The sequence below is a fragment of the Algivirga pacifica genome (assembly GCF_039543525.1).
GTDB lineage: Bacteria > Bacteroidota > Bacteroidia > Cytophagales > Flammeovirgaceae > Algivirga > Algivirga pacifica.
This window is the reverse complement of the sequence record NZ_BAABJX010000070.1, coordinates 1-20,216: the sequence shown is the minus strand read 5'-3', so window position 1 is coordinate 20,216 and position 20,216 is coordinate 1. Positions and strand designations below refer to the sequence as shown.

Annotated in this window: 19 protein-coding genes; 7 read left to right on the top strand and 12 right to left on the bottom strand. The window is 39.7% G+C overall.

All coding sequences use genetic code 11. The features are described 5' to 3' along the window. Positions 1-524: 524 nt before the first annotated feature. The 5 genes from ABD985_RS20935 (at position 525) to ABD985_RS20915 (ending at position 4,683) form a co-directional block, all read left to right on the top strand. Positions 525-1,076 (top strand): YceI family protein, encoded by a 552-nt coding sequence (locus tag ABD985_RS20935; protein WP_345375255.1) that lies wholly within the window; start codon positions 525-527, stop codon positions 1,074-1,076. Between the two features lie 83 nt (positions 1,077-1,159). Next, entirely contained in the window at positions 1,160-2,428 is a 1,269-nt protein-coding gene (locus tag ABD985_RS20930; RefSeq protein WP_345375252.1) for a hypothetical protein, read from the top strand. Positions 2,429-2,568: 140 nt separating this feature from the next. After that, a complete protein-coding gene (locus tag ABD985_RS20925) occupies positions 2,569-3,162 on the top strand; it encodes a YceI family protein (RefSeq protein ID WP_345375250.1) in 594 nt (197 codons plus the stop codon). A 196-nt stretch (positions 3,163-3,358) separates the two neighbouring features. Further along, the gene (gene tsaB, locus ABD985_RS20920) at positions 3,359-4,051 is read left to right on the top strand and encodes a tRNA (adenosine(37)-N6)-threonylcarbamoyltransferase complex dimerization subunit type 1 TsaB (protein WP_345375248.1); all 693 of its coding nucleotides are present in this window, start codon (positions 3,359-3,361) and stop codon (positions 4,049-4,051) included. Positions 4,052-4,203: 152 nt separating this feature from the next. Next, positions 4,204-4,683 (top strand): hypothetical protein, encoded by a 480-nt coding sequence (locus tag ABD985_RS20915; RefSeq protein WP_345375246.1) that lies wholly within the window; start codon positions 4,204-4,206, stop codon positions 4,681-4,683. Positions 4,684-4,726: 43 nt separating this feature from the next. Here the strand turns inward: ABD985_RS20915 and ABD985_RS20910 are convergent, their stop codons facing one another. The 11 genes from ABD985_RS20910 to ABD985_RS20860 all read right to left on the bottom strand — a co-directional run bounded on the left by ABD985_RS20910 (position 4,727) and on the right by ABD985_RS20860 (position 17,037). Continuing rightward, entirely contained in the window at positions 4,727-5,758 is a 1,032-nt protein-coding gene (locus ABD985_RS20910; protein ID WP_345375244.1) for a Gfo/Idh/MocA family protein, read from the bottom strand. A gap of 153 nt (positions 5,759-5,911) precedes the next feature. After that, positions 5,912-6,487 carry a Crp/Fnr family transcriptional regulator gene (locus tag ABD985_RS20905; RefSeq protein WP_345375242.1) on the bottom strand — a complete coding sequence of 192 codons (576 nt, stop codon included), beginning with the start codon at positions 6,485-6,487 and terminating at the stop codon, positions 5,912-5,914. A gap of 110 nt (positions 6,488-6,597) precedes the next feature. Next, positions 6,598-8,163 (bottom strand): M28 family peptidase, encoded by a 1,566-nt coding sequence (locus tag ABD985_RS20900; RefSeq protein WP_345375240.1) that lies wholly within the window; start codon positions 8,161-8,163, stop codon positions 6,598-6,600. Positions 8,164-8,256: 93 nt separating this feature from the next. After that, positions 8,257-8,928: a DUF7255 family protein gene (locus ABD985_RS20895; protein WP_345375238.1), complete on the bottom strand. Its 672-nt coding sequence runs from the start codon at positions 8,926-8,928 to the stop codon at positions 8,257-8,259. A 48-nt stretch (positions 8,929-8,976) separates the two neighbouring features. Then, complete coding sequence (locus tag ABD985_RS20890; RefSeq protein WP_345375236.1) at positions 8,977-9,918, bottom strand: NAD(P)H-dependent flavin oxidoreductase; 942 nt, start codon at positions 9,916-9,918, stop codon at positions 8,977-8,979. An 89-nt stretch (positions 9,919-10,007) separates the two neighbouring features. Continuing rightward, entirely contained in the window at positions 10,008-10,553 is a 546-nt protein-coding gene (locus ABD985_RS20885) for a 6-pyruvoyl trahydropterin synthase family protein (protein ID WP_345375233.1), read from the bottom strand. Positions 10,554-10,618: 65 nt separating this feature from the next. Further along, the gene (locus tag ABD985_RS20880) at positions 10,619-11,623 is read right to left on the bottom strand and encodes a sugar phosphate nucleotidyltransferase (RefSeq protein WP_345375231.1); all 1,005 of its coding nucleotides are present in this window, start codon (positions 11,621-11,623) and stop codon (positions 10,619-10,621) included. 153 nt (positions 11,624-11,776) lie between these two features. Further along, positions 11,777-13,633, bottom strand: a complete 1,857-nt coding sequence (locus ABD985_RS20875) for a DNA topoisomerase IV subunit B (RefSeq protein ID WP_345375229.1) — start codon at positions 13,631-13,633, stop codon at positions 11,777-11,779. 272 nt (positions 13,634-13,905) lie between these two features. Then, positions 13,906-14,943 (bottom strand): C40 family peptidase, encoded by a 1,038-nt coding sequence (locus tag ABD985_RS20870; RefSeq protein WP_345375227.1) that lies wholly within the window; start codon positions 14,941-14,943, stop codon positions 13,906-13,908. A 176-nt stretch (positions 14,944-15,119) separates the two neighbouring features. Further along, entirely contained in the window at positions 15,120-15,743 is a 624-nt protein-coding gene (locus tag ABD985_RS20865; protein ID WP_345375225.1) for a C40 family peptidase, read from the bottom strand. A gap of 169 nt (positions 15,744-15,912) precedes the next feature. Then, positions 15,913-17,037, bottom strand: coding sequence for an arginase family protein (locus ABD985_RS20860; RefSeq protein ID WP_345375223.1), 1,125 nt, complete (start codon positions 17,035-17,037; stop codon positions 15,913-15,915). A gap of 139 nt (positions 17,038-17,176) precedes the next feature. On the opposite strand from ABD985_RS20860, the gene ABD985_RS20855 reads away from it, so the two are divergent. After that, entirely contained in the window at positions 17,177-18,097 is a 921-nt protein-coding gene (locus tag ABD985_RS20855; protein WP_345375221.1) for a PfkB family carbohydrate kinase, read from the top strand. 88 nt (positions 18,098-18,185) lie between these two features. On the opposite strand, the gene ABD985_RS20850 is transcribed toward ABD985_RS20855, so the two are convergent. Continuing rightward, positions 18,186-18,884 (bottom strand): head GIN domain-containing protein, encoded by a 699-nt coding sequence (locus ABD985_RS20850; protein ID WP_345375219.1) that lies wholly within the window; start codon positions 18,882-18,884, stop codon positions 18,186-18,188. A 139-nt stretch (positions 18,885-19,023) separates the two neighbouring features. On the opposite strand from ABD985_RS20850, the gene prfB reads away from it, so the two are divergent. Next, positions 19,024-20,101, top strand: a protein-coding gene (prfB, locus tag ABD985_RS20845) for a peptide chain release factor 2 (protein ID WP_345375217.1) whose coding sequence is annotated in 2 segments (ribosomal slippage) — positions 19,024-19,083 and positions 19,085-20,101 — 1,077 coding nt in all. Because the reading frame shifts where the segments join, the coding sequence is not laid out codon by codon here. The last annotated feature ends 115 nt before the right edge of the window (positions 20,102-20,216 follow it).

Genomic DNA, 20,216 nt, shown 5'->3' with positions numbered 1-20,216 from the left:
TAGGGGTTAGGACGCCAGGTTTTCATCCTGGTAGCAGGGGTTCGAATCCCCTACGGAGTGCCATAGTTAATTGTTTAATCGACATGTCTATTAGTAGATATGTCGATTTTTTTTTTGCCCGAAGGGCGATCCTTGTGGTCGTCTCGGATAAAGGATGAAGGAATTAAACTCTTTATACCCTATTACAAGGCCTGTTCATGAAATTTATTTTTTCATTCAGGACATAGAATGTAGGCCCTGCATCCCATTATTTATTAATTTCCTCCTTCCTCCTTCCTCCTTCCTCCTTCCTCCTTCCTCCTTCCTCCTTCCTCCTTCCTCCTTCCTCCTTCCTCCTTCCTCCTTCCTCCTTCCTCCTTCCTCCTTCCTCCTTCCTCCTTCCTCCTCCTTAGATATGATAATCAGAGTAAGAAGTTAGCTTATAGCCTGAATAATGTTAAGGAGGCGTAGGAAACTTGAACGCTCATAGTAATGCTTGTGTTAGAGTGGTCACAACAGCCATTATTAAATAAAATTTAATAGCTATGAGGAAAATACTACTGATGACCCTGTTTACGGTTTCCATATTTATAGCAGGGAACTTATATGCACAAAATTCAAAAGATTTGAGTGGAACAGGAATGGTCAAAATATTGGGTACTTCAACACTCCATGATTGGGAGGCTGAGTCCAAAGATATAAAGATTACAGGGACAGCGACTACAGGAGAAGGAGGAGAGGTGACGGCTATTGAAAATATGAGAGTGGTTGTGCCTGTGAAAACACTGAAAAGTGGTAAAGGGGGGCTGGACAGCAATATGTATGATGCACTAAAAGAGCCTAAAAACCCGGAAATTATTTTTGAGGTTACCGAATCGACACCTTTAGATGGCTCTTCTGTAGAGGTAAGTGGTAATCTTACGATTGCAGGGGTAACTAAGCCGGTTAAACTAACCGCCCAAAAGTCAGGTAGTACCTATAAAGGGAGTATGAAAACCAAGATGACCAATTTTGGAATTGACCCACCAAAGGCATTGATGGGAACGGTAAAATCAGGAGATGAAATTACCCTTGAATACGAAGCAACTTTGAAATAGTGAAGAGAGCATAGCCTTATGTTCTTAAGAATCAATACATAAAATTAAAGCTTCATAATAACCCAAACCTATACTATACAGCTATGAAAAAAGTATTTACCCTTCTATTACTGAGTGTTATAGGCATTAGCGCTTTTGCGCAGCAACCACCGATTAGCAACTTTAGGCCGTACGACCAAACAGGGATTAATGTCTTTGAGCCTCCGAAAGAAAATGACACCTTACCAGAGAATGTGAGGGTGCGTATTGGTGGTAACTTTGCTTTACAGTTTCAGTTGCTAGAGCACGAAAATAATGCTGACCCAGTGATTGTGAATGGCGCAAATGTCAATGAACTGATCGAGATTGGGAATAACTTTAATAATGCAACAGCCAATTTCAATATTGATGTGGCCTTATTACCTGGTGTTCGAATGAACTTGATTACCTATTTGTCTTCCAGACACCATGCAGAGGCTTGGGTGAAAGGAGGGTATCTACAAGTGGATGGAATGCCTTTCCTTGGGTCTGATGCCATTGACGATTTGATGCAGTTTCTGACTATTAAAGTAGGACACATGGAAATCAATTATGGTGATCCTCACTTTAGAAGAACAGATAATGCCAATGCAATGTATAACCCATTTGTTGGTAACCTAATTATGGATGCTTTTACGACAGAGATTGCGGGAGAGATTTATTTTAGGATGGCAGGATTCCTTGCTATGGGGGCAATATCCAATGGTAGTATTAGTGGCAGTTCCTTAAAGCTGGAGGAGTCGAATGTATCCTTTTACGGTAAACTGGGATACGATGCCAATGTTTCAGATGATTTACGTTTACGCCTAATGGGCTCTGTGTATAACAATAGTAGTTTGAATCGAAATACCTTGTATGGAGGAGATCGTAGTGGGTCTAGATACTATCATGTATTGGCGAATAACAAGGATGATTTTACGACAGGTCGTTTTAATCCGGGCTTTAGAGATGTGACTTCTTTTATGATTAATCCATTTGTGAAGTTCTTAGGATTAGAGTTCTTCGGTACTTATGAACATACTTCTGGTACAAAAGCCGATGGAGATGAAAAAGGAGATTATGACCAGTTGGCAGGGGAGTTGATTTTTCGCTTCGGTGGGGAAGAGCGTTTCTTTATAGGGGGACGTTATAATACTGTCTTTGGTAATGATGTAAATGATGCGGATGATATTCAGATTGACAGAGTACAAGCTGGTGGTGGATGGTTTATTAGTAAAAATATTTTGACCAAGGTAGAGTATGTTCATCAAGAATATAAAGACTTTCCTTCTACAAGTAGATTTAGTGGAGGACAGTTCAATGGCTTAATGATAGAGGCAGCCATTGGCTTCTAGATTGAGGCTAGTCACTGCATTTTAATATGCCTATCTCTTTATTTGTTTATGAAAGGGGTAGGTATATTTTTTTGGGTTAACGGTGGGTTCTTGCTAAGAAGGATATTTAGCAGTTACAGAGTAGCATAAAGATTATAAAAATGAAGAGAAGTATTTTAGTATTCTTGCTGTTTGGGTTGGTTTCTTTTGGAATAGCTCAGGAACGAACATGGAACTTGCACTTTGACCAGGAAGGCTGCTACTTGTATTTAAATGGAGCCACGAACGTCAATAAATTTAGTTGTGCCTATAGCATCGATCCTTTAGTCGATAAAACAAAGGTAATATCAGAGAACCAGAAGCAAGGGTATCTGTTTTTTCATCAGGCATTATTAAAGGTAGAAGTAAAACGACTTGATTGTGAGAGGAGTTTGATGACCAAAGAAATGAGGGATTTATTACAGGCTGAGAAGTATCCTTACCTTATGATAGAGTTGCAGGATTTAATTTTTGACAGAGCATCAACTGATATACAATCCTTTTCAGGGAAAATGAATACAATGATGATAATCGCTGGACAAAATAAAGAAGTGATATTACCTGTAAATATTGTTGCCTTGGCAGAAGGTTATATGGTCAAAGGAAGTACCGTAGTGGATATTACAGAATTTGGGCTAGAGCCTCCTGTAAAAATGCTGGGAACGGTTAAAGTAAAAAAAGAGATAGAAATTCATGTGGCATTTAAAGCGAACTGACAATAGTTAAACATAAAATACAAATTCATAACCATGAAACTTTAAATGATTAACCAATCATATTTTTAACTTTGCAGAAAAGTTATGAAGATTTAACTACTGGACATGAGGTATCTATTTTCTAATTTACTCATTTGAAAATACCTGAATTTAGTTCATTTCCGGTAGTCAGTATGAAGATATAAATAGTTAGGTAATGATTTTAAGTATAGATACATCCACTACCGTCTGTTCTGTGGCATTACATAGTGTAGATGGCGCATTGATATCATTTTATGAGTTACATCTGGAATATTCGCATTCCGAGTATTTGAATCAGATGATCGAACAGGTATTACAGAATGCCCGTTTACAAATGAGTGATTTGGCAGCGATCGCTATTTCGGAAGGACCGGGCTCTTACACGGGATTACGGATAGGAACTGCCACCGCAAAAGGATTATGCTATGCATTGGATATTCCGTTGATAGCCGTAGGAACATTGGAGGCTATGGCAAAAGAGGTTAGCCCATACTATGGTAAAGGAACATTACTTTGTCCCATGATAGATGCCCGAAGAATGGAGGTATACACGGCTTTGTATGATCATACCTTGCATATAGTGAAAGAAGTGCATCCCAAAGTGATGGAAGAAGGAGCTTTTGCACAGGAAATGGAAAAGTATCAATTAGTATACTTCGGGAATGGTGCGGAAAAGTGCCAGCCAATACTGTCAACAGGAAATAGTTACTATGTTAAAGATATTGTTCCTTCAGCAAAACAAATTGGTATACTGGCAGTAGAAAAATTCAAGAAAGAGGATTTTAAAGATGTGGCTTACTTTGAGCCATTTTACCTGAAAGAATTTAGAACAAACCCTTCAAAGAAAAACCCTTTAGGAAAACGATAGTGGTATAGTAGAAGAGCGAGAAGTAATTGCATTTTCCTTATATTTTTCTGTTATCTCTTGCGATAATCATATGATTATCAAGAATAGTTCCTATTTTAAAAACAGTATTTAAGATTAACGTAAATACAGACATACTAAACACATATTATAAAATGGGACTATTTGATAAAATTAAATCTGTTGCCAATATGGTAACGGGAGGGGCGGCTGAAGTGGTCGCATCTATTGATCACGATGGAGAATTGGTATTGGGAGAGCCGTTCAAAATAAGAGTACAGGCCCTAGCTAAATCTAACTTATCAATTGATAAGGTATACCTAAAACTCAAGTCTGAGGAGAGAGTAGAAGTAGAAGGAATAGAAGTAGAGTATGAAGAGGATGGAGAAAGAGAAATAGAGCATACGATTGCTAGAAAAACTACGGTTACTTATGAGCACGAACTATTGGTCGCAGGTCCTCAGACGTTGAATGATGGAGAAACCTATGAGTGGGAAATAGAAGTGAGCATTCCTGAAAATAATAATGGGACTTATCGAGGTATACATGCCAAACATGAGTGGAAATTCTTTGTTGGACTAGATGCTTTTGGTAATGATCCAGATACTGGCTGGATTCCTTTTGAGATTTATTAATGAAGAATTAAGAGTAAGTAATATTCTTAATTCTTCATTCTTATTATTGGGTAATACTATCCCAAACAGCATCCAAAAACGTTTGTGTTTTTTCGGTCTTTTGAATACTATTTTTTATAGCCTCTTGATTATCTTCTTGTATTAATTGAGCGAAATGATTAATCATATGGACTGTTTGTGGTTGTGTATTGCCTACAGGGAGATGCTGAAATTCTTGAGGAGATGCCATCCCAGTTCTTAAAGTATAGATCACTTGATGGTCGGGGTTGTCAAAAGCAAAGCCACTATTCCAGTCTAATACAAAGTCATCCAATTGTATACTTCCTGATTCTCCCAGAATATCTAAATCCATGCGGCAGACACCTGCATTATAACCGATATTCCATGTAGAGGTCATCCCCCCCTTAAATTCAATTAAACCGGCAGCTCTGAAGATAGCATTGGTTTGAGGATCTCTCTGTACGAATGTTTTTAGGCTTTCGATCTCCTTTGCTTCCGGCATATATTCGACAATTCCTCTAAGAGAGTACCAGGTCATATCTCCAATGGCACCTGTAGGTTCTGCGGCAGGATTATAACGAATATTATCCCTATCGAGAAATGGAAAGAAAAAGGTCGAATTAATTGCTTGAGGATTGCCTATTTGTGAGGAGATCGTTTTCTGTAATAAAGCGGTACGAGGGTGATGGGTAAAGTGAGTAGCATCCATAAAGGCGACATTATTTTCGGTACATACAGCTGTAATACGTTTTACAGAGGCTACATCTATAAAAGGTTTATCTACCAATATATGTTTTCCATTTTCGGCTGCTGTAATTGCAATTGCTTCCTTTGCAATAGTAGGTGTTCCAATATAAGCGGCATCAATACCATCCCATTGTACAAGTGTTTCCCATTGATCAAAAGTATGGGGAATATGATGTGTGTCGGCAAATGTTTGCGCATTTTTCAACGATCGGCTACTGACAGCGACCAGGGTTGCTTGATTAGCTTGGTTAATCGCAGAAGCGATCACATTGGAGATCATTCCTGTACCAATAATGCCTATACGAATGTTGTTACTCTTATCTATCATAACCGTTGTAGTGTTTTGTTCTTTTATTTTTGATGATACAAAGGTCAGGGATAGAAAGGGGGAATTACAGGAAACAGGTCACAAGTTTATTGTGAGGTAGGTCACAGGTTAATGAAGAATGAAGAATGACAATTACTCATTTTCAACTCGTCATTATTCATTAAGTTTCTTTTTTCCAAGTCGACTAAGTGTTTCTCTGGATACTCCAATGTAAGAGGCGAGTAAGGTTTTCGGAACACGTTGTAATAGGGTGGGATAAAGGGTAGTGAGTTCGTGGTAGCGCTCTTCAGCATTATTTTTTAGGAATGAAAGGATTCTTTTTTGGGAGGCTACATACCCACCTTGGGCTTTCAGGCGGAAGAAGTTGGCCATTTGAGGCAGGGATTGACAAAGTGCTTCTCTATTTGCAAGTGTTAGGCAAATCAATTCACTGTCTTCCAGACAGTTCACATTGATGCTGGCAGGAGTTTGATTAAAGTAAGCATCATAGTCTGAAATCCACCATCCTTCCATAGCAAACTGTAAGATATGTTCTTTGCCATCATTATTATAGTAGGCTTTTAAGAGACCTTTTCCTACCCAATAATCAGAACGAATATAATCATCTTCTTGTACCAAAAACTGATGTTTTTTCAGCGATTTTTGGGTAAAGTGTGACCAGATAAATTCAAAATCTTCCTCTGTGATAGGAAGGGTTTGTTCAATATGTTGTTTAAATAAAGATTTCATAATAAGGGTCTGTAGCGTTAGGTGAAGCACTAATTTGGGATATTGACGGAGAAAATAAAAGCGCTTCCCATATCATTGGGAAGCGCTTTTTTATACAATAGCAGGTATAATTAGTTCTGCTTAGCTTCGCTTTCAGCAGGAGCTTTGTCTACTACTGGTTTCTCGTTTCTGTTAGCAATTTCCCAAGCAGTGGCAAAGATAAGCTTTGCTCTTAGAGCTTGTTGCTCATAAGCGATCTTATCAGGAGTATCGGTTGCTTGATGGTAATCTTCGTGTGTACCGTTGAAGTAGAAGATTACTGGGATATTATGCTTTGCAAAGTTGTAATGGTCAGAACGGTAATAGAAACGGTTTGGATCGTTCTTGTCATTGTACTTATAGTCTAACTCAATGTTAGGAACGGCTTCTTTTGCTACCTCTTCGTGTAGCTGGTGAAGGCCAGAGGATAGCATGTCAGAACCGATGATATAGATAAAGTTAGGATTATCTTTATGCGCCTCGTCAATACGACCGATCATGTCCACATTAAGGTCTACGATAGTTTTCTCCAATGGGATAATAGGATTGTCTGAGTAGTACTCAGAGCCTAATAAACCTTTTTCCTCACCAGTGAAGTTCAGGAAAAGAACACTTCTTCTTGGTCTGTATCCCTCTTTTGCAGCAGTAACAAATGCTTCAGCAATTTCTAGTACACCAGTTGTTCCAGAACCATCATCATCTGCACCATTGTATACTTCTCCATCGTTGATTCCTACGTGATCATAGTGTGAAGAAATTACTACTACTTCGTCTTTCAGGTCAGTACCTTCCATAAAGGCCATTACGTTCTCGGTATGTACTTTACCAACGTTTAGTTTGGCTCCTAGTTTACCTTCAACGACATAGTTGGCTGCCTTGAATTCCTGACTGCTTGCCACCTCTGCCAGCGATACGTCTTCTCCTAGTCCAAATAGTTTTTTAACTCCCTTTGGAGAACTAAACAAAATACCAAAATCGGAGCTTTTTGCATCGTCAAAGCTTAATGAAGGTTTTGCAGAGTACTGACGGAAAAACTTAGCTCTTGAGGCAAACTCCTGATCTGAACCCATGACGATCATAATCGCTTTAGCTCCTTTGGATTTAGCTAATGTGATTTTTGCTCTGGTATCAGAACGCTTTCCTTCTGATGCATCTAGGATAACGGCTACTTTTCCTTCCATAGAAAGTGTACTGAAGTCTGCTTCTGTACCAGTTCCTAAGAATACATACTCCGTATCAATTGCTTCAGCGTTGAAGTTACCGTAAGCAACAAAATCTTCGAAGTTTTCACCTTTGTGATGCTTGGTCTCTACGGTATAATCATTGACCTGTACACTGTTCAGTGTGAATTTTTGAAGGTAAGGGTTAGGAACACCAGCTACTGGTCCTGCCAATCCTTGCTCAAAGTAGAATTTAGTCAAGTAGTCTGCCGCTACTTTTTGTCCTCTTTCTCCGGTTTCACGTCCTTCAAATTCGTCTGATGCAAAAGTCATCAAATGCTCCTTTAGGTCTTCAGGAGTAATGGTATTCATGTACTTGGATACAATCTCTTTGTCCAGAATATTGGATGGAGACTTGCTCACTTGCTGTGTCCCTTTTGGGGCCTGACAAGCAGTAAAGGCCGCCAAGGCCGCTGCAGTTAAAATTGATTTGTTCATTATTAAGGTAATCGTTAATACGAGCTGATCTCGTAGAAATTAATATGTAAAAAAAAACACTAGAATAGACAGCAGAGCAGTCTCTTCTGTACTTTAGATTCGATTGCGTTCAGGTAACCAAGGCATACGTCTCTTCAAGTAATTGACAAGCGCCTCATTCCATTGTGGGTTTGGGGCAGTGAGAATCTCTTTTATAGTGACCAAACGACCTCCAATCATGAGTTCATCCCATATAGATATACGAATGACCATAATTTGCTTTAATGGTAAATAGAGATCCAATAAGTAATCCACAAAGGCATTGAATTTCCAGGCTGGAGCGCCTTCACCCTGTAAGTCCCCACGAGTTTCACTCCCGGGACCAAAATTTACTTCTGCGGCTTTATGCGTCCAGCTCCGATCAGTTACTCCAGACTTTAAGCACTCAGCTTCTTTTTTTCTGGAATAGCTCCTGTACTTTTCGACTTTGAAACCAATATAATTTTGTTGATAAATTTCTGCCCTTAGGGTACGCATACGGTAACGATTAAAGTGCAGTTGGTCATCAAGGAAGACTACCGTATTTTGGTCCAGGGTAATGGGCCATTGTGGTAATCTTATTTTTCGAAAATCAGCCTTTCCTCCTAAAGAGGCATAAACTTCTTTGACCTCTTCCTTAAAGGGAGAAGATACAATATCCTTTATATCAGGTTGTGGAATAGGATCTATATGGTCAGGAAAGTGATCCAGCACTAGTTCCCTGAATTGTTGAAACTTGAAATCCATAGCCACGAATATAAATAATTAATTAAATAATTGGGCATTCTGGAGAGTCTATCCTTGGCAGAGTATTGTTCGAGCCTGTAAGAAGTCATTCCAAATTTCTTGTAGGATTTCAGCGGCAGGTCGAATGCGATCGAGGTGGTAGGCTACTTGTCCTATTTCAAGTTCTCCTTCATGCATGTCTCCTTCAAACATACCCTTTTTAGCTCTTCTTTTACCAAGAAGTGCAGTGAGTTCATCTGTGGTTGCTCCTCGTATCTCAGCCTCTTTGACTTGCTCAAAAAAATCATTTTTTAATAAGCGTACAGGAGTGAGTTGTTTTAACGATAAGACCGTATCCCCCTCTTGTGCATCAATTACTTTTTGTTTGAAATTTTGATGTGCAGAAGACTCTTCACTAGTAACAAATGCGCTACCAATCTGTACTCCTTCTGCTCCGAGGGCTATAGCGGCTAGCATTGCTCTTCCGGAGCCAATCCCTCCAGCGGCAATTACAGGGATGTTTACCGTATCTTTTACCATAGGAATAAGACACATCGTAGTGGTTTCCTCTCGACCATTGTGCCCTCCAGCCTCAAAGCCTTCCGCTACCACAGCATCTACACCTGCAGCTTCCGCCTTCAAGGCAAATTTGCTACTAGAGACTACATGTACAACCGTAATACCAGCTTCTTTTAGATGGGAAGTCCATAGCTTGGGATTGCCTGCTGAGGTAAAGACAATAGGAACACGCTCTTCTATGATGATGACCATGATCTCTTCAATATCAGGGTAGAAGAGAGGGATGTTGACAGCAAAAGGTTTGGTCGTAGCTTGTTTACATTTTTGAATGTGTGTTCTGAGTATTTCAGGATACATGGATCCCGCACCGATAATGCCTAGTCCTCCGGCATTACTGACAGCGGAGGCAAGTTCCCATCCACTGCACCACACCATGCCGGCTTGTATGATGGGGAAGTCAATGTTAAATAGTTTGGTTATTCTGTTGTTCATTGGTAAGCGATTAAGAATGAAAAATGAGGAATGAAGAATGAAGAGTATTAATATCCTTCATTTTTCATTCTTCATTCCTCATTAATAATTTATTGTCTATAGGATTTTACTCCTTTTTCTTTGGCGTATGCCATAATCATATCGTAACGACATTTACGGAAGTTTTCACGTTCAATTTCATCGATGCTTTCCTTAGTAGTGATGGTACTACTCTTAGGAGTCTCAAAAAGAACGATTTGCTCCATCCAGATTCCTGGATGCTCTGAGAATAGAATCTCACAAGCTAGAAAAATTTCTTTGGCAATATTTTCGGCACTAGGGTTACAGTGTTCTCCTTCTCCATTAATACTCATGGTCCAGTACTTATATCCTTCCTGATTACAGACGTTGATAAGCACCTCATCTTTTGGGTTGAGTAAGGCACCATGGTCCATCATATCCTGAAGGAATGCTTCTCCTACACGTTTGATTTCTCCAAAGTCAATGGCATAACCAATTGCTTCTGTCTGGTTGAAGCCAATACCTAACTCATAGAGGTAAGAATGCCCGTGGATATTTCTACATTTTGAATAATGGTCCATCACTCGGTGCATGGCATCAAAGTGCCCCTTGCGAACTGCTAATTGTTTACCCATGATTTTTTAAATTGAAAAGGAAGTACAACTGCCGGTTGAAATAGGCCGCACTCCAGATTATTTAGTTAATTGAATTTGATATCCGTATGATCACCAAGGTTGAGGCTTTGGTGTGTGCCTTTTAAGTTAGAGTCATGCCCGACCAAAGAGTCTTTAAGAATTAACTGATCCAATTTGCTGAATGTTCCAATAATGGAGTTCTCTACCATGCAATTATGGATTTCTGAGTTGTCTCCGATCACCGTATTGGGACCAATAATAGAATTTTCAATTTTGCAGTTGATCCCAATTTTGACAGGTTGTATCAATACACAACCAGGAAACTCCGTTTGGGGAGTTGTTTTAAAGCCAGGGCGTTTCAATAAATGTGCATTGGCATCCAGTAAAGAATGTTTTTGTCCACAGTCATACCAGCCATCCACAAGCTTGGCCTTGAATTGACTGCCATTGAGAAGCATTTGCTGTAAGGCGTCAGTTAAGTGAAACTCCTCGTTAGTGGTGATTTCATTCTCAATAATATACTGTATAGCTTCCACCAGTTTACCGGCATCGTCAATTTTGTAGAGCCCCGCCAACCCCATGTTAGACATGGGGATACGTGGTTTTTCTACCATACGCTGAACATACCCTTCTGTATTGTTCTCAGCAATACCAAAATCAGTTGGTTTAGTTACTTTTTGTACTCCTACGACACAGCCTTCTGTTTGAATAAATTCTTCTAAATCGACATCAATGATAGAGTCTCCCAAACAGATCAAAAGTTCTTTTTCATCTTCAATATACTCTTTGGCAGACCATATCGCATGTGCAGAACCCTCTCTGGGTACCTGTACTACAAAAGTAAACATCAGTTCCTTGTTGCTAGAGTATTGGGAATAGACAAAATCCTCTATCCTTGTCCCCATGTATCCAATAATCAACACAAATTCCTTGATTCCCTTTTCGACGAAGAAGTCGATGATATGCCCGATAATAGGCTTTCCAGCGACCGGAAGTAGCGCTTTGGGTTGAGTGTTAGTCAAAGGACGAAGTCTGGAACCTCTACCAGCAACAGGAATGACGACTTTCATAACAATTTTTAATTTTCAATTATCAATTTTCAATTTACCATTATCAATGAACAGTTCTCAATTATCAATGGGGAACAAATAATTGAAAATTGATAATTAATCATTGATAATTAATGCTACTAAGCTAGTAATTATACCTGTGAAGCATCATGCTCACTGCTCAACTTCGTCTTTTTCCACTCTCAAGTTGTTGATAATAAACTGCTGCCTACTCTGGGTGTTCTTGCCCATATAGTAGCTTAATAACTCCTTGATAGTTGTATCCTCGTGAAGGATTACAGGATCCAAGCGGATGTTCTCTCCGATAAAGTCACCAAACTCGTCTGGGGAGATTTCACCTAATCCCTTAAATCGAGTGATTTCTGGTTTGCCTCCTAGCTCTTTGATGGCTTTTTGTCTTTCTTCATCAGAGTAGCAGTAGAAAGTTTTCTTCTTATTTCTCACACGGAACAAAGGAGTCTCTAGAATATACAAGTGTCCCTGTTTTACCAAATCCGGGAAGAACTGCAAGAAGAAGGTCAACATCAATAGACGGATGTGCATACCGTCAACATCGGCATCCGTAGCGATAACCACACGGTTATAGCGTAATCCTTCAATACCGTCCTCAATATTCAAGGCATGCTGTAGGAGGTTGAACTCCTCGTTTTCATATACCACTTTCTTGGTTAGAGAGAAGGTGTTTAGTGGCTTACCTCTCAAACTAAATACAGCTTGTGTTTGCACGTCCCTTGCCTTGGTGATACTACCACTGGCAGAGTCTCCCTCGGTAATAAACAAGGTAGTATTTTGCAGCCTCTCCTGATCGCCCTTCTTATCGTTGTAATGCAAGCGACAATCCCTTAGCTTTTTGTTATGAAGGTTGGCTTTTTTAGCGCGCTCATTGGCTAACTTTTTTACTCCTGCAATTTCCTTTCGTTCTCTCTCGGATTGAAGAATACGCTTTAGGAGTGCTTGTGCCGTATCTGGGTTCTTGTGTAGGTAGTCATCTAATTCCTTCTTGACAAATTCATTGACAAAACTACGAACCGTAGGACCATCAGGAGCCGTATGAATAGAACCAAGCTTAGTTTTTGTTTGAGATTCAAAAACAGGTTCCTGTACACGGATTGCAATAGCCGCTTCTATGGAAGCACGAATATCTGTTGCATCGAAGTTTTTATTGAAGTGCTCACGAACTGTTTTTACGACAGCTTCTCGCAAAGCAGCTTGATGTGTTCCTCCTTGGGTGGTATACTGTCCGTTGACAAAAGAGTAATACTCTTCACCATACTGACTGGTATGCGACATCGCAATCTCAATTTCATGCCCTTTCAGATGAATGATAGGATAGCGACGCTCCTCGTCTTTTGTCTTACGGCTTAATAAGTCAAAAAGACCATTTTTGGAGAAGTATTTCTTTCCGTTATAGTTGATGCTAAGCCCTGCATTCAGGTAAGCATAGTTCCAGATCTGGTTTTCCAGATACTCAGGAATGAAGCGGAAGTTTTTAAAAATCCCTCCATCAGGCTTGAAGAAAACACGAGTTCCATTAGGCTCAGAAGAACTTTCGACTTTATGGTCACTCGTCAATTTTCCTTGCTCAAACTCAGCCGTTTTCTTTTGTCCTTCCCTTACAGAAGAAACTCTGAAGTAGGTAGACAAGGCATTAACGGCTTTGGTACCGACACCATTCAGACCTACTGATTTCTGGAAGGCATTGGAGTCATATTTTGCTCCTGTGTTGATCTTGCTTACACAGTCGATCACTTTTCCTAAAGGAATACCTCTTCCGTAATCCCTAATTTCTACACTGTCTTCTTTGACAGATACCTCGATGGATTTACCAAAACCCATCATATGTTCGTCAATACTGTTATCGATCACCTCCTTAACTAGTACATAGATACCATCGTCAGGAGCCGATCCATCGCCCAGCTTACCGATATACATTCCGGGACGCAGGCGTATATGTTCTCTGGGTTCCAGAGACTTAATACTGTCTTCGGTATAATTGTGTTGTTCTGCCATAATATGATTATCAATATCGTTTTCCGATGTTCAGGCACATTTTCTGTAAATGTAAAAAAAGTAAGAAGTATTTGTGGTATTACTCCTTTTTTATACAAACATAAAAAGTTTCGGAAAACGATCGTTACGATTGCTTAAATAATGAGCAAATTTAATAAAAATAGCAGAGAAAAGGTAAGGGCGACCCTTGTGGTCGCCCCCGAAAGTTAAGATGGTAAAAGAATTAGTGATTAGTAGTTGGTGACTAGTAATTATCAAAAAACACTAACCACTTACAAAGCCACTGGACGCATCACTTTCACTAATCGCTCCTGCCAGAATTTAAGACTTAGGTTAGCAGAAATAACTCCTTTAGAAGAAGAGGCATAAACAAACTGTAAATCGCCACCATCTTTAGATGTAACGATTCCTACTGTTTCAGGGGTCGTATTGCCAGAGAAAGAGAAAAACACTAAGTCTCCAGGTAGGATATTATCTCTTAATACTTCCTCTCCATAGCCAGCAAGTTTACTAGTTATCCTTGGTAGGTCGTGTCCGGCAGCTAAGTAAGCCTGACATACTAAGCCGCTGGCATCGATACCCTCCTGAGAGTTTCCTCCATATTTATAAGGAGCACCTTCGTATTTTGTAATTTCCTTTAGGGCTGCACGAACTGCAGCAACATATCCTAGTTGCTGAGCAGGTTTCAGAGTTCCCATAGCAGTGACTACATCTTCTTGAATTGATTGAGCTGGACGCGTAATTTTGATAAGTTTTGTACTCCAGTAATCGGAGGTAAGGTTACCATTGGTTACCCCTTTTGAGGAGGAGGCATACGTAAATAGAATCTTAGTTTTATCAATATCAGTAATGATTCCTACTGATTCCGGTGATTTACCCTCAGAGAAAGAGAAGAATACTAAATCTCCAATAGCAATTTCAGGTAAAGCGATCTCAGTACCGAATTCTGCCTGCTTAGAAGTTACCCTAGGTAAATCAATTCCAGCTTGTTGATAAAGAGAGTAAACTAATCCACTAGGGTCTACACCTTCGTGATCGGTTCCTCCTAGTTTGTAAGGAGTATTATCAAATGAACTGAGGTTACTCATAACCTCTGCGATAGCCTCGTGATTGGTGGCGATCACTGGATTTTCTGTGCTTTCGTCTTTAGAGATTACAACTTTTGTGGTAGAGGTATCTGAAGAGGTCTGTTTCTTAGAAACATTTAATTCGGCATTAGCCGTGGAGGTTTGTTCATTGGTATTGCTTTGACAAGATACAGCAGAAAATGCCATACCAAGGATAACGGCAGATGACAAAAAGTTTTTCATTAATTTTAGTATTTAGGATATGTAAAAATTATTGAAACCATCATATGGTGTCAATTGTATTGTTTGTTTAAATAGTGAACGGTCCTTTTTGTGCGTTGTATCTTTGATGGCAGCACTCCTCATTCCCATATGTTATTGTCGATTCAACGCAACATATCTATAATAACCACAACCGATTAAGGTGTATTGACAGGTCTTTGTGCTTTGATATAATAATCGCTCCACCAACCGTTTAAATTGTCTTTCCTGACACCTTTACTGGTAGAGGCATGTACAAAAATGACGTCATTAGAGGTAACTTCCATAACCATGCCGACATGACGGATATTTCGCCCGTTGCCAGGAGTAGTGAAGAAAATAAGGTCCCCCGGTTGTAAGTCTGATCGCTTGACAGGAGAACCATACCGTGATTGAGAGCTGGAATTTCGAGGTAGTTCTATTCCTGCCTTTTTATAGAGTTGATAGGTGAGTCCTGAGCAATCAACCCCCTTTTTAGTCATTCCACCAATACGGTATTTTACGCCCATCCAGTTAACACTTTCTTTGATGGCGATAGCAACGGCTTCTGAGTTTACCTTGATAGGCCCTGTTTTTTCAGGAGCAGAATTATCGGCAACAATTTTATCTAGCTTAGAGGCATACTTATCTTGATATGCTTTAATAGCTTCACGTTCGTTTGTTTCCAGTTTTTTTGTGCGGTCGGCATAGGTATATCTTGTTTTACAACTCTGCTGTACAAATGCCAGAAACAGGATACTGATAAGTATAGAAAAACGAATAGGTTTATAATGAAGCAACATACTTTGAACAGTTAACAGTGATCGGTGATCAGTGAAGATGATCACTGACACACGAAAATAAGTTGTATATATTTTTAATTTTGAAATAAGATTATGAACTGCTCCATGACTAGCTTTTGAGGATAACTCATAACTCATAACTCATAACTCATAACTCATAACTCATAACTCAACAATCAATCCGGTTTGTGGCTTTCACCCAACGATCTGGTATTTCACCTTCTAGCGCCTTTTCATAATCAGCATAACTACAAGGAATATAGGTTGAGTGGTGCGTTTGTAACTTTTCCTCTCCGGCTACTAGCCACCATCGTTCTGATCGTTTACTTTTATAAAAAGACAAGGAAGGCCCTTGTTCAGTCACAGGAACGATATATTTAGTATACATATTACTACTGAAGCTGAATTCTTGGATACGTTGCCCATACCCTTCCATAAAGTACCACAACATCGTAGATAGCAACATAGCAGTATCTCCTTCTGTATCTTTTTCGGCATGATAGCCATAAAACCCTGCAGCCGTAATATACTGCCCATTACCGGCATACCAGCACAGCTGACAAGCCTCTTCTTCAGTGAGACCAAAAATATTATTGTGGTAAATCCCTTTAGCAACCCCTTTACGAATACTGCGGAGGTCGAAGTTTAATAGGTGTGTATTTCTTAACAAAGGTTCTATTTCCTTAATATCATTTCGAAGTATTCCAATGCTTCGGACCTCAGCGTGAAGTTCATGCAACTTAGTGATGTACTCAGGAGAGGTAATGAAACGCTGGTGGCCTAAGTGAGTAAGTTGTCCTATTCGGGGATCACTCACTAATGTTTTTAGGGTTGAATGGCTATCGTTCTCATCAAGATTGATATGGTGATCAACGACGGTTAGGTTAATATTCTTTTGAGTGGTTGCGCAAGCCTCAAAAAGTGTATGGTTTAATGCCTGCGTTTCTCCAATAACGATAGGGAATACCTCTTCTTGTAACAGGTACTGTGTTACCTTTTTCAAGAGTTCCTGTGTTTCGGATAGACTACTTTTTGTTTTGAGCGTACCTAGGTTAATAATCTTACAGTTATTACTGAGGGCACTCATTTGTTGAAGTGTACGGGTGATATTTTGTTGAAAAGCCGTATTCTTATGCTCCTCCTCCTGTCCCTTACACGTATTGACAAATAGTAATGCACAGTCATAAGTATGTAGCAAAGAATAGTCGCCTTGTCCATCAGTAATATTGAGCTGGTCCTTTTCAGGAGAGTGCCCTGTAGGGGTAGGTAGTTCAAAAAGCGAATCTAGTTTCATAGTATTTATAGGGCGGTATTTGATTTCGTTCGGAATATTTCAGATTGTATGATATTCCTTGTTTATTTGTGCTCTGATTATGCAGTTTATTTGCAGATAAATAACTGCTTCATAAGATGTACAAATTTATTTAAAAATAATGAAATTATTAACAGTTGGATCAGTAGCATTTGATGCGATTGAAACTCCCTTTGGAAAAACCGATAAGATTATCGGAGGTGCCGGTACGTATATTGTTTTGACAGGAGCTTATTTTGTTAAAGAGCAAGGCGTCGTTTCAGTAGTAGGGGGAGATTTTCCGAAAGATACGATCAGCATGTTTCAGGACAAGGGTGTCGATGTAGAGGGATTGCAAGTGAAGGAGGATGAGAAAACATTCTTCTGGTCAGGCAAATACCACAACGATATGAACGTCAGAGATACGTTGGCTACTGAGCTCAATGTGTTAGGGTCTTTTGATCCAGTTTTGCCGGAAGGGTATCAGGAAGCAGAGTATGTGATGCTAGGAAACTTGCAGCCTACGGTACAGCGTACCGTTATTGAGCGCATGAAAAAGCGTCCAAAACTAATCGTAATGGATACGATGAACTTTTGGATGGACTCTGCCTGGGATGAGTTGATGAAGACAATTTCGATGGTAGATGTATTGTCGATTAACGATGAAGAAGCGAGACAGCTGTCAGGAGAGTATTCTTTGAAAAAGGCCGCTCGTAAGATTATGGAGATGGGCCCTCAGTTCTTGATCATCAAGAAAGGGGAGCATGGAGCGCTGTTGTTCCATAAAGAAGAGGTATTCTTTGCTCCTGCGTTACCGTTGGAAGAAGTATTTGACCCAACAGGAGCGGGAGATACTTTTGCTGGAGGCTTTATTGGCTACTTAGCAAAGACAGATGATGTCTCTTTTGAAAATATGAAGCGTGCGGTGATTTATGGTTCTGCGCTGGCATCGTTCTGTGTAGAGCAGTTTGGTACTGAGAAATTATTGGATATTAATCCAGTAGAGTTGGCAGACCGTGTACAGATGTTTAGAGACCTTGTAGACGTCAAAGGGCATATTTAAAGTAAAAAGTAATAGGTAAAAAGTAATAGGTAAAAGAAACGATCCCTTTTACCTCTTACCTTTTACCTCTTACCTTTCACCTCTTACTTTAGTTGATTTTTTCGATATCTCCAGAACCGGAAGACTTAAAGCGTTGACGCTCAGGATTTCCTTTGTAGCGTACATTGCCAGAACCTGAAACATAAGCTTCCAGTGCTTCGGATACACTTACGTCTACATCCCCAGAACCACTGATATGGATCTCACAAGTTTTGGTTTGAAGCTCCAACGCTTCTACATCTGCAGAACCGCTAAGAGAAATAGAGAAATCATCGGCATCACCTTCCAGCTCGATATCAGAAGAGCCTGACAGGGATACACTAAGTTCTTTACAGTCTACCTTCATGTCCATGTCACCCGATCCACTGCTGCTAAGGGAGATATCCTCATTCTTGATAACGTCTTTTCCGACAATATCACTGGAACCGGATGAGCTAACCTTGTTTATATTTTTATAGGTAATGGTAATATTGGCTGAACCACTGTTCCATGACCATCCATTACTGTTTTTCTTACGGATTTTTAATGTTCCGTTCTTTACTTCGGTAATGATATCTTCCAAAAGGTCCTCGTCTTTTACTTCAATAGTGACGCTCTCCTCTTTACCTTCTTGGAGCGTAACATTGAAAGACCCTCCTACTTTAATAGCTTCAAAGGTGTCTACTTTTCTGGTTTCTGTTTTTTGTGCAAAGCTATTCTGTGTGAATAGTAAAGAAAGAAATGCTAGTGTAAGAATATACGTTTTCATAGGAATGTTTAAATTAATTGACACTATAATAAAAGGTTTGTCTCAATAAAAAGACCGGGAAAAAACAGAAGGGTTGCAGCTTCCTATAAAAAAAATATATCTTTGAAGCTGTATATTCATATCAATAAATAGAAACGCTATGAATGCATCTCAATTAAAGGAACTAAAAGAACGTGTTAACTCCCTTAGGGGGTATCTTTGACTACGATAATAAGGTAAAACAGATTGAAGAGGAGGAGCAAAAAACAACAGCTCCCGGCTTTTGGGATGACCCTAAAGCTGCTGAAGTAATTCTTAAGGAAATCAAAGTGAAAAAGCAATGGGTAAAGGATTACGATGAGGCGGAAGCAGCTGTCGAGGATCTGGAAACCCTTTATGAGTTTTTTGAGGCAGGGGATGTTCCTTTGGAAGAAATTACAGCAGAAGCTAAAAAAACAGAGGAACTGATCGAGAATCTGGAGGTGAAAAAGATGCTTGGCAATGAGGAGGATGGCATGAGTGCCATGATCGAAATCAATGCAGGTGCAGGAGGAACAGAATCCAACGATTGGGCGGCTATGCTGATGCGTATGTATATCATGTGGGGAGAATCCAATGGGTATAAAGTAAAGCAAGTCAATATCAATGATGGCGATGTAGCTGGAGTAAAATCAGCAACCCTTGAGGTGGAAGGAGATTTTGCTTACGGATATCTGAAGTCTGAAATTGGTGTACATCGTCTGGTTCGTATTTCGCCTTTTGACTCGGGAGGAAGAAGACATACATCTTTTGCTTCTGTATTTGTATATCCTGTAGCCGATGATTCGATTACCGTAGACATTAACCCTTCTGATATCACTTGGGAAACTTTCCGTGCCGGAGGTGCCGGAGGGCAGAACGTGAACAAAGTAGAAACCGCTGTTCGTCTACGACACGCTCCATCGGGATTGGTTATTGAATGTCAGCAAGAACGTTCTCAGCTTCAAAATAAGGATAAGGCCTTGAAGATGTTGAAATCTCGATTGTATCAGTTGGAGATTGAAAAACAAAACGCAGAAAGAGATAAGCTGGAAAGTACAAAAATGAGAATCGACTTTGGTTCTCAGATCCGAAACTACGTGATGCACCCATACAAGTTGGTGAAAGATTTGCGTACTAGTTTGGAACGTACTGACGTACAAAAAGTCATGGATGGTGACTTGAATGATTTTATCAAAGCCTTCCTAATGGCACAATAGTTAATTATCAATTATCAATATAGCTGACTTAGCAGCTATTAATAATTAATCATGGCTTTGTTGCAACGATATGAAAAAGGCATGAAAAAGTGGTAAGTTTAAGTGCGAACCAAAA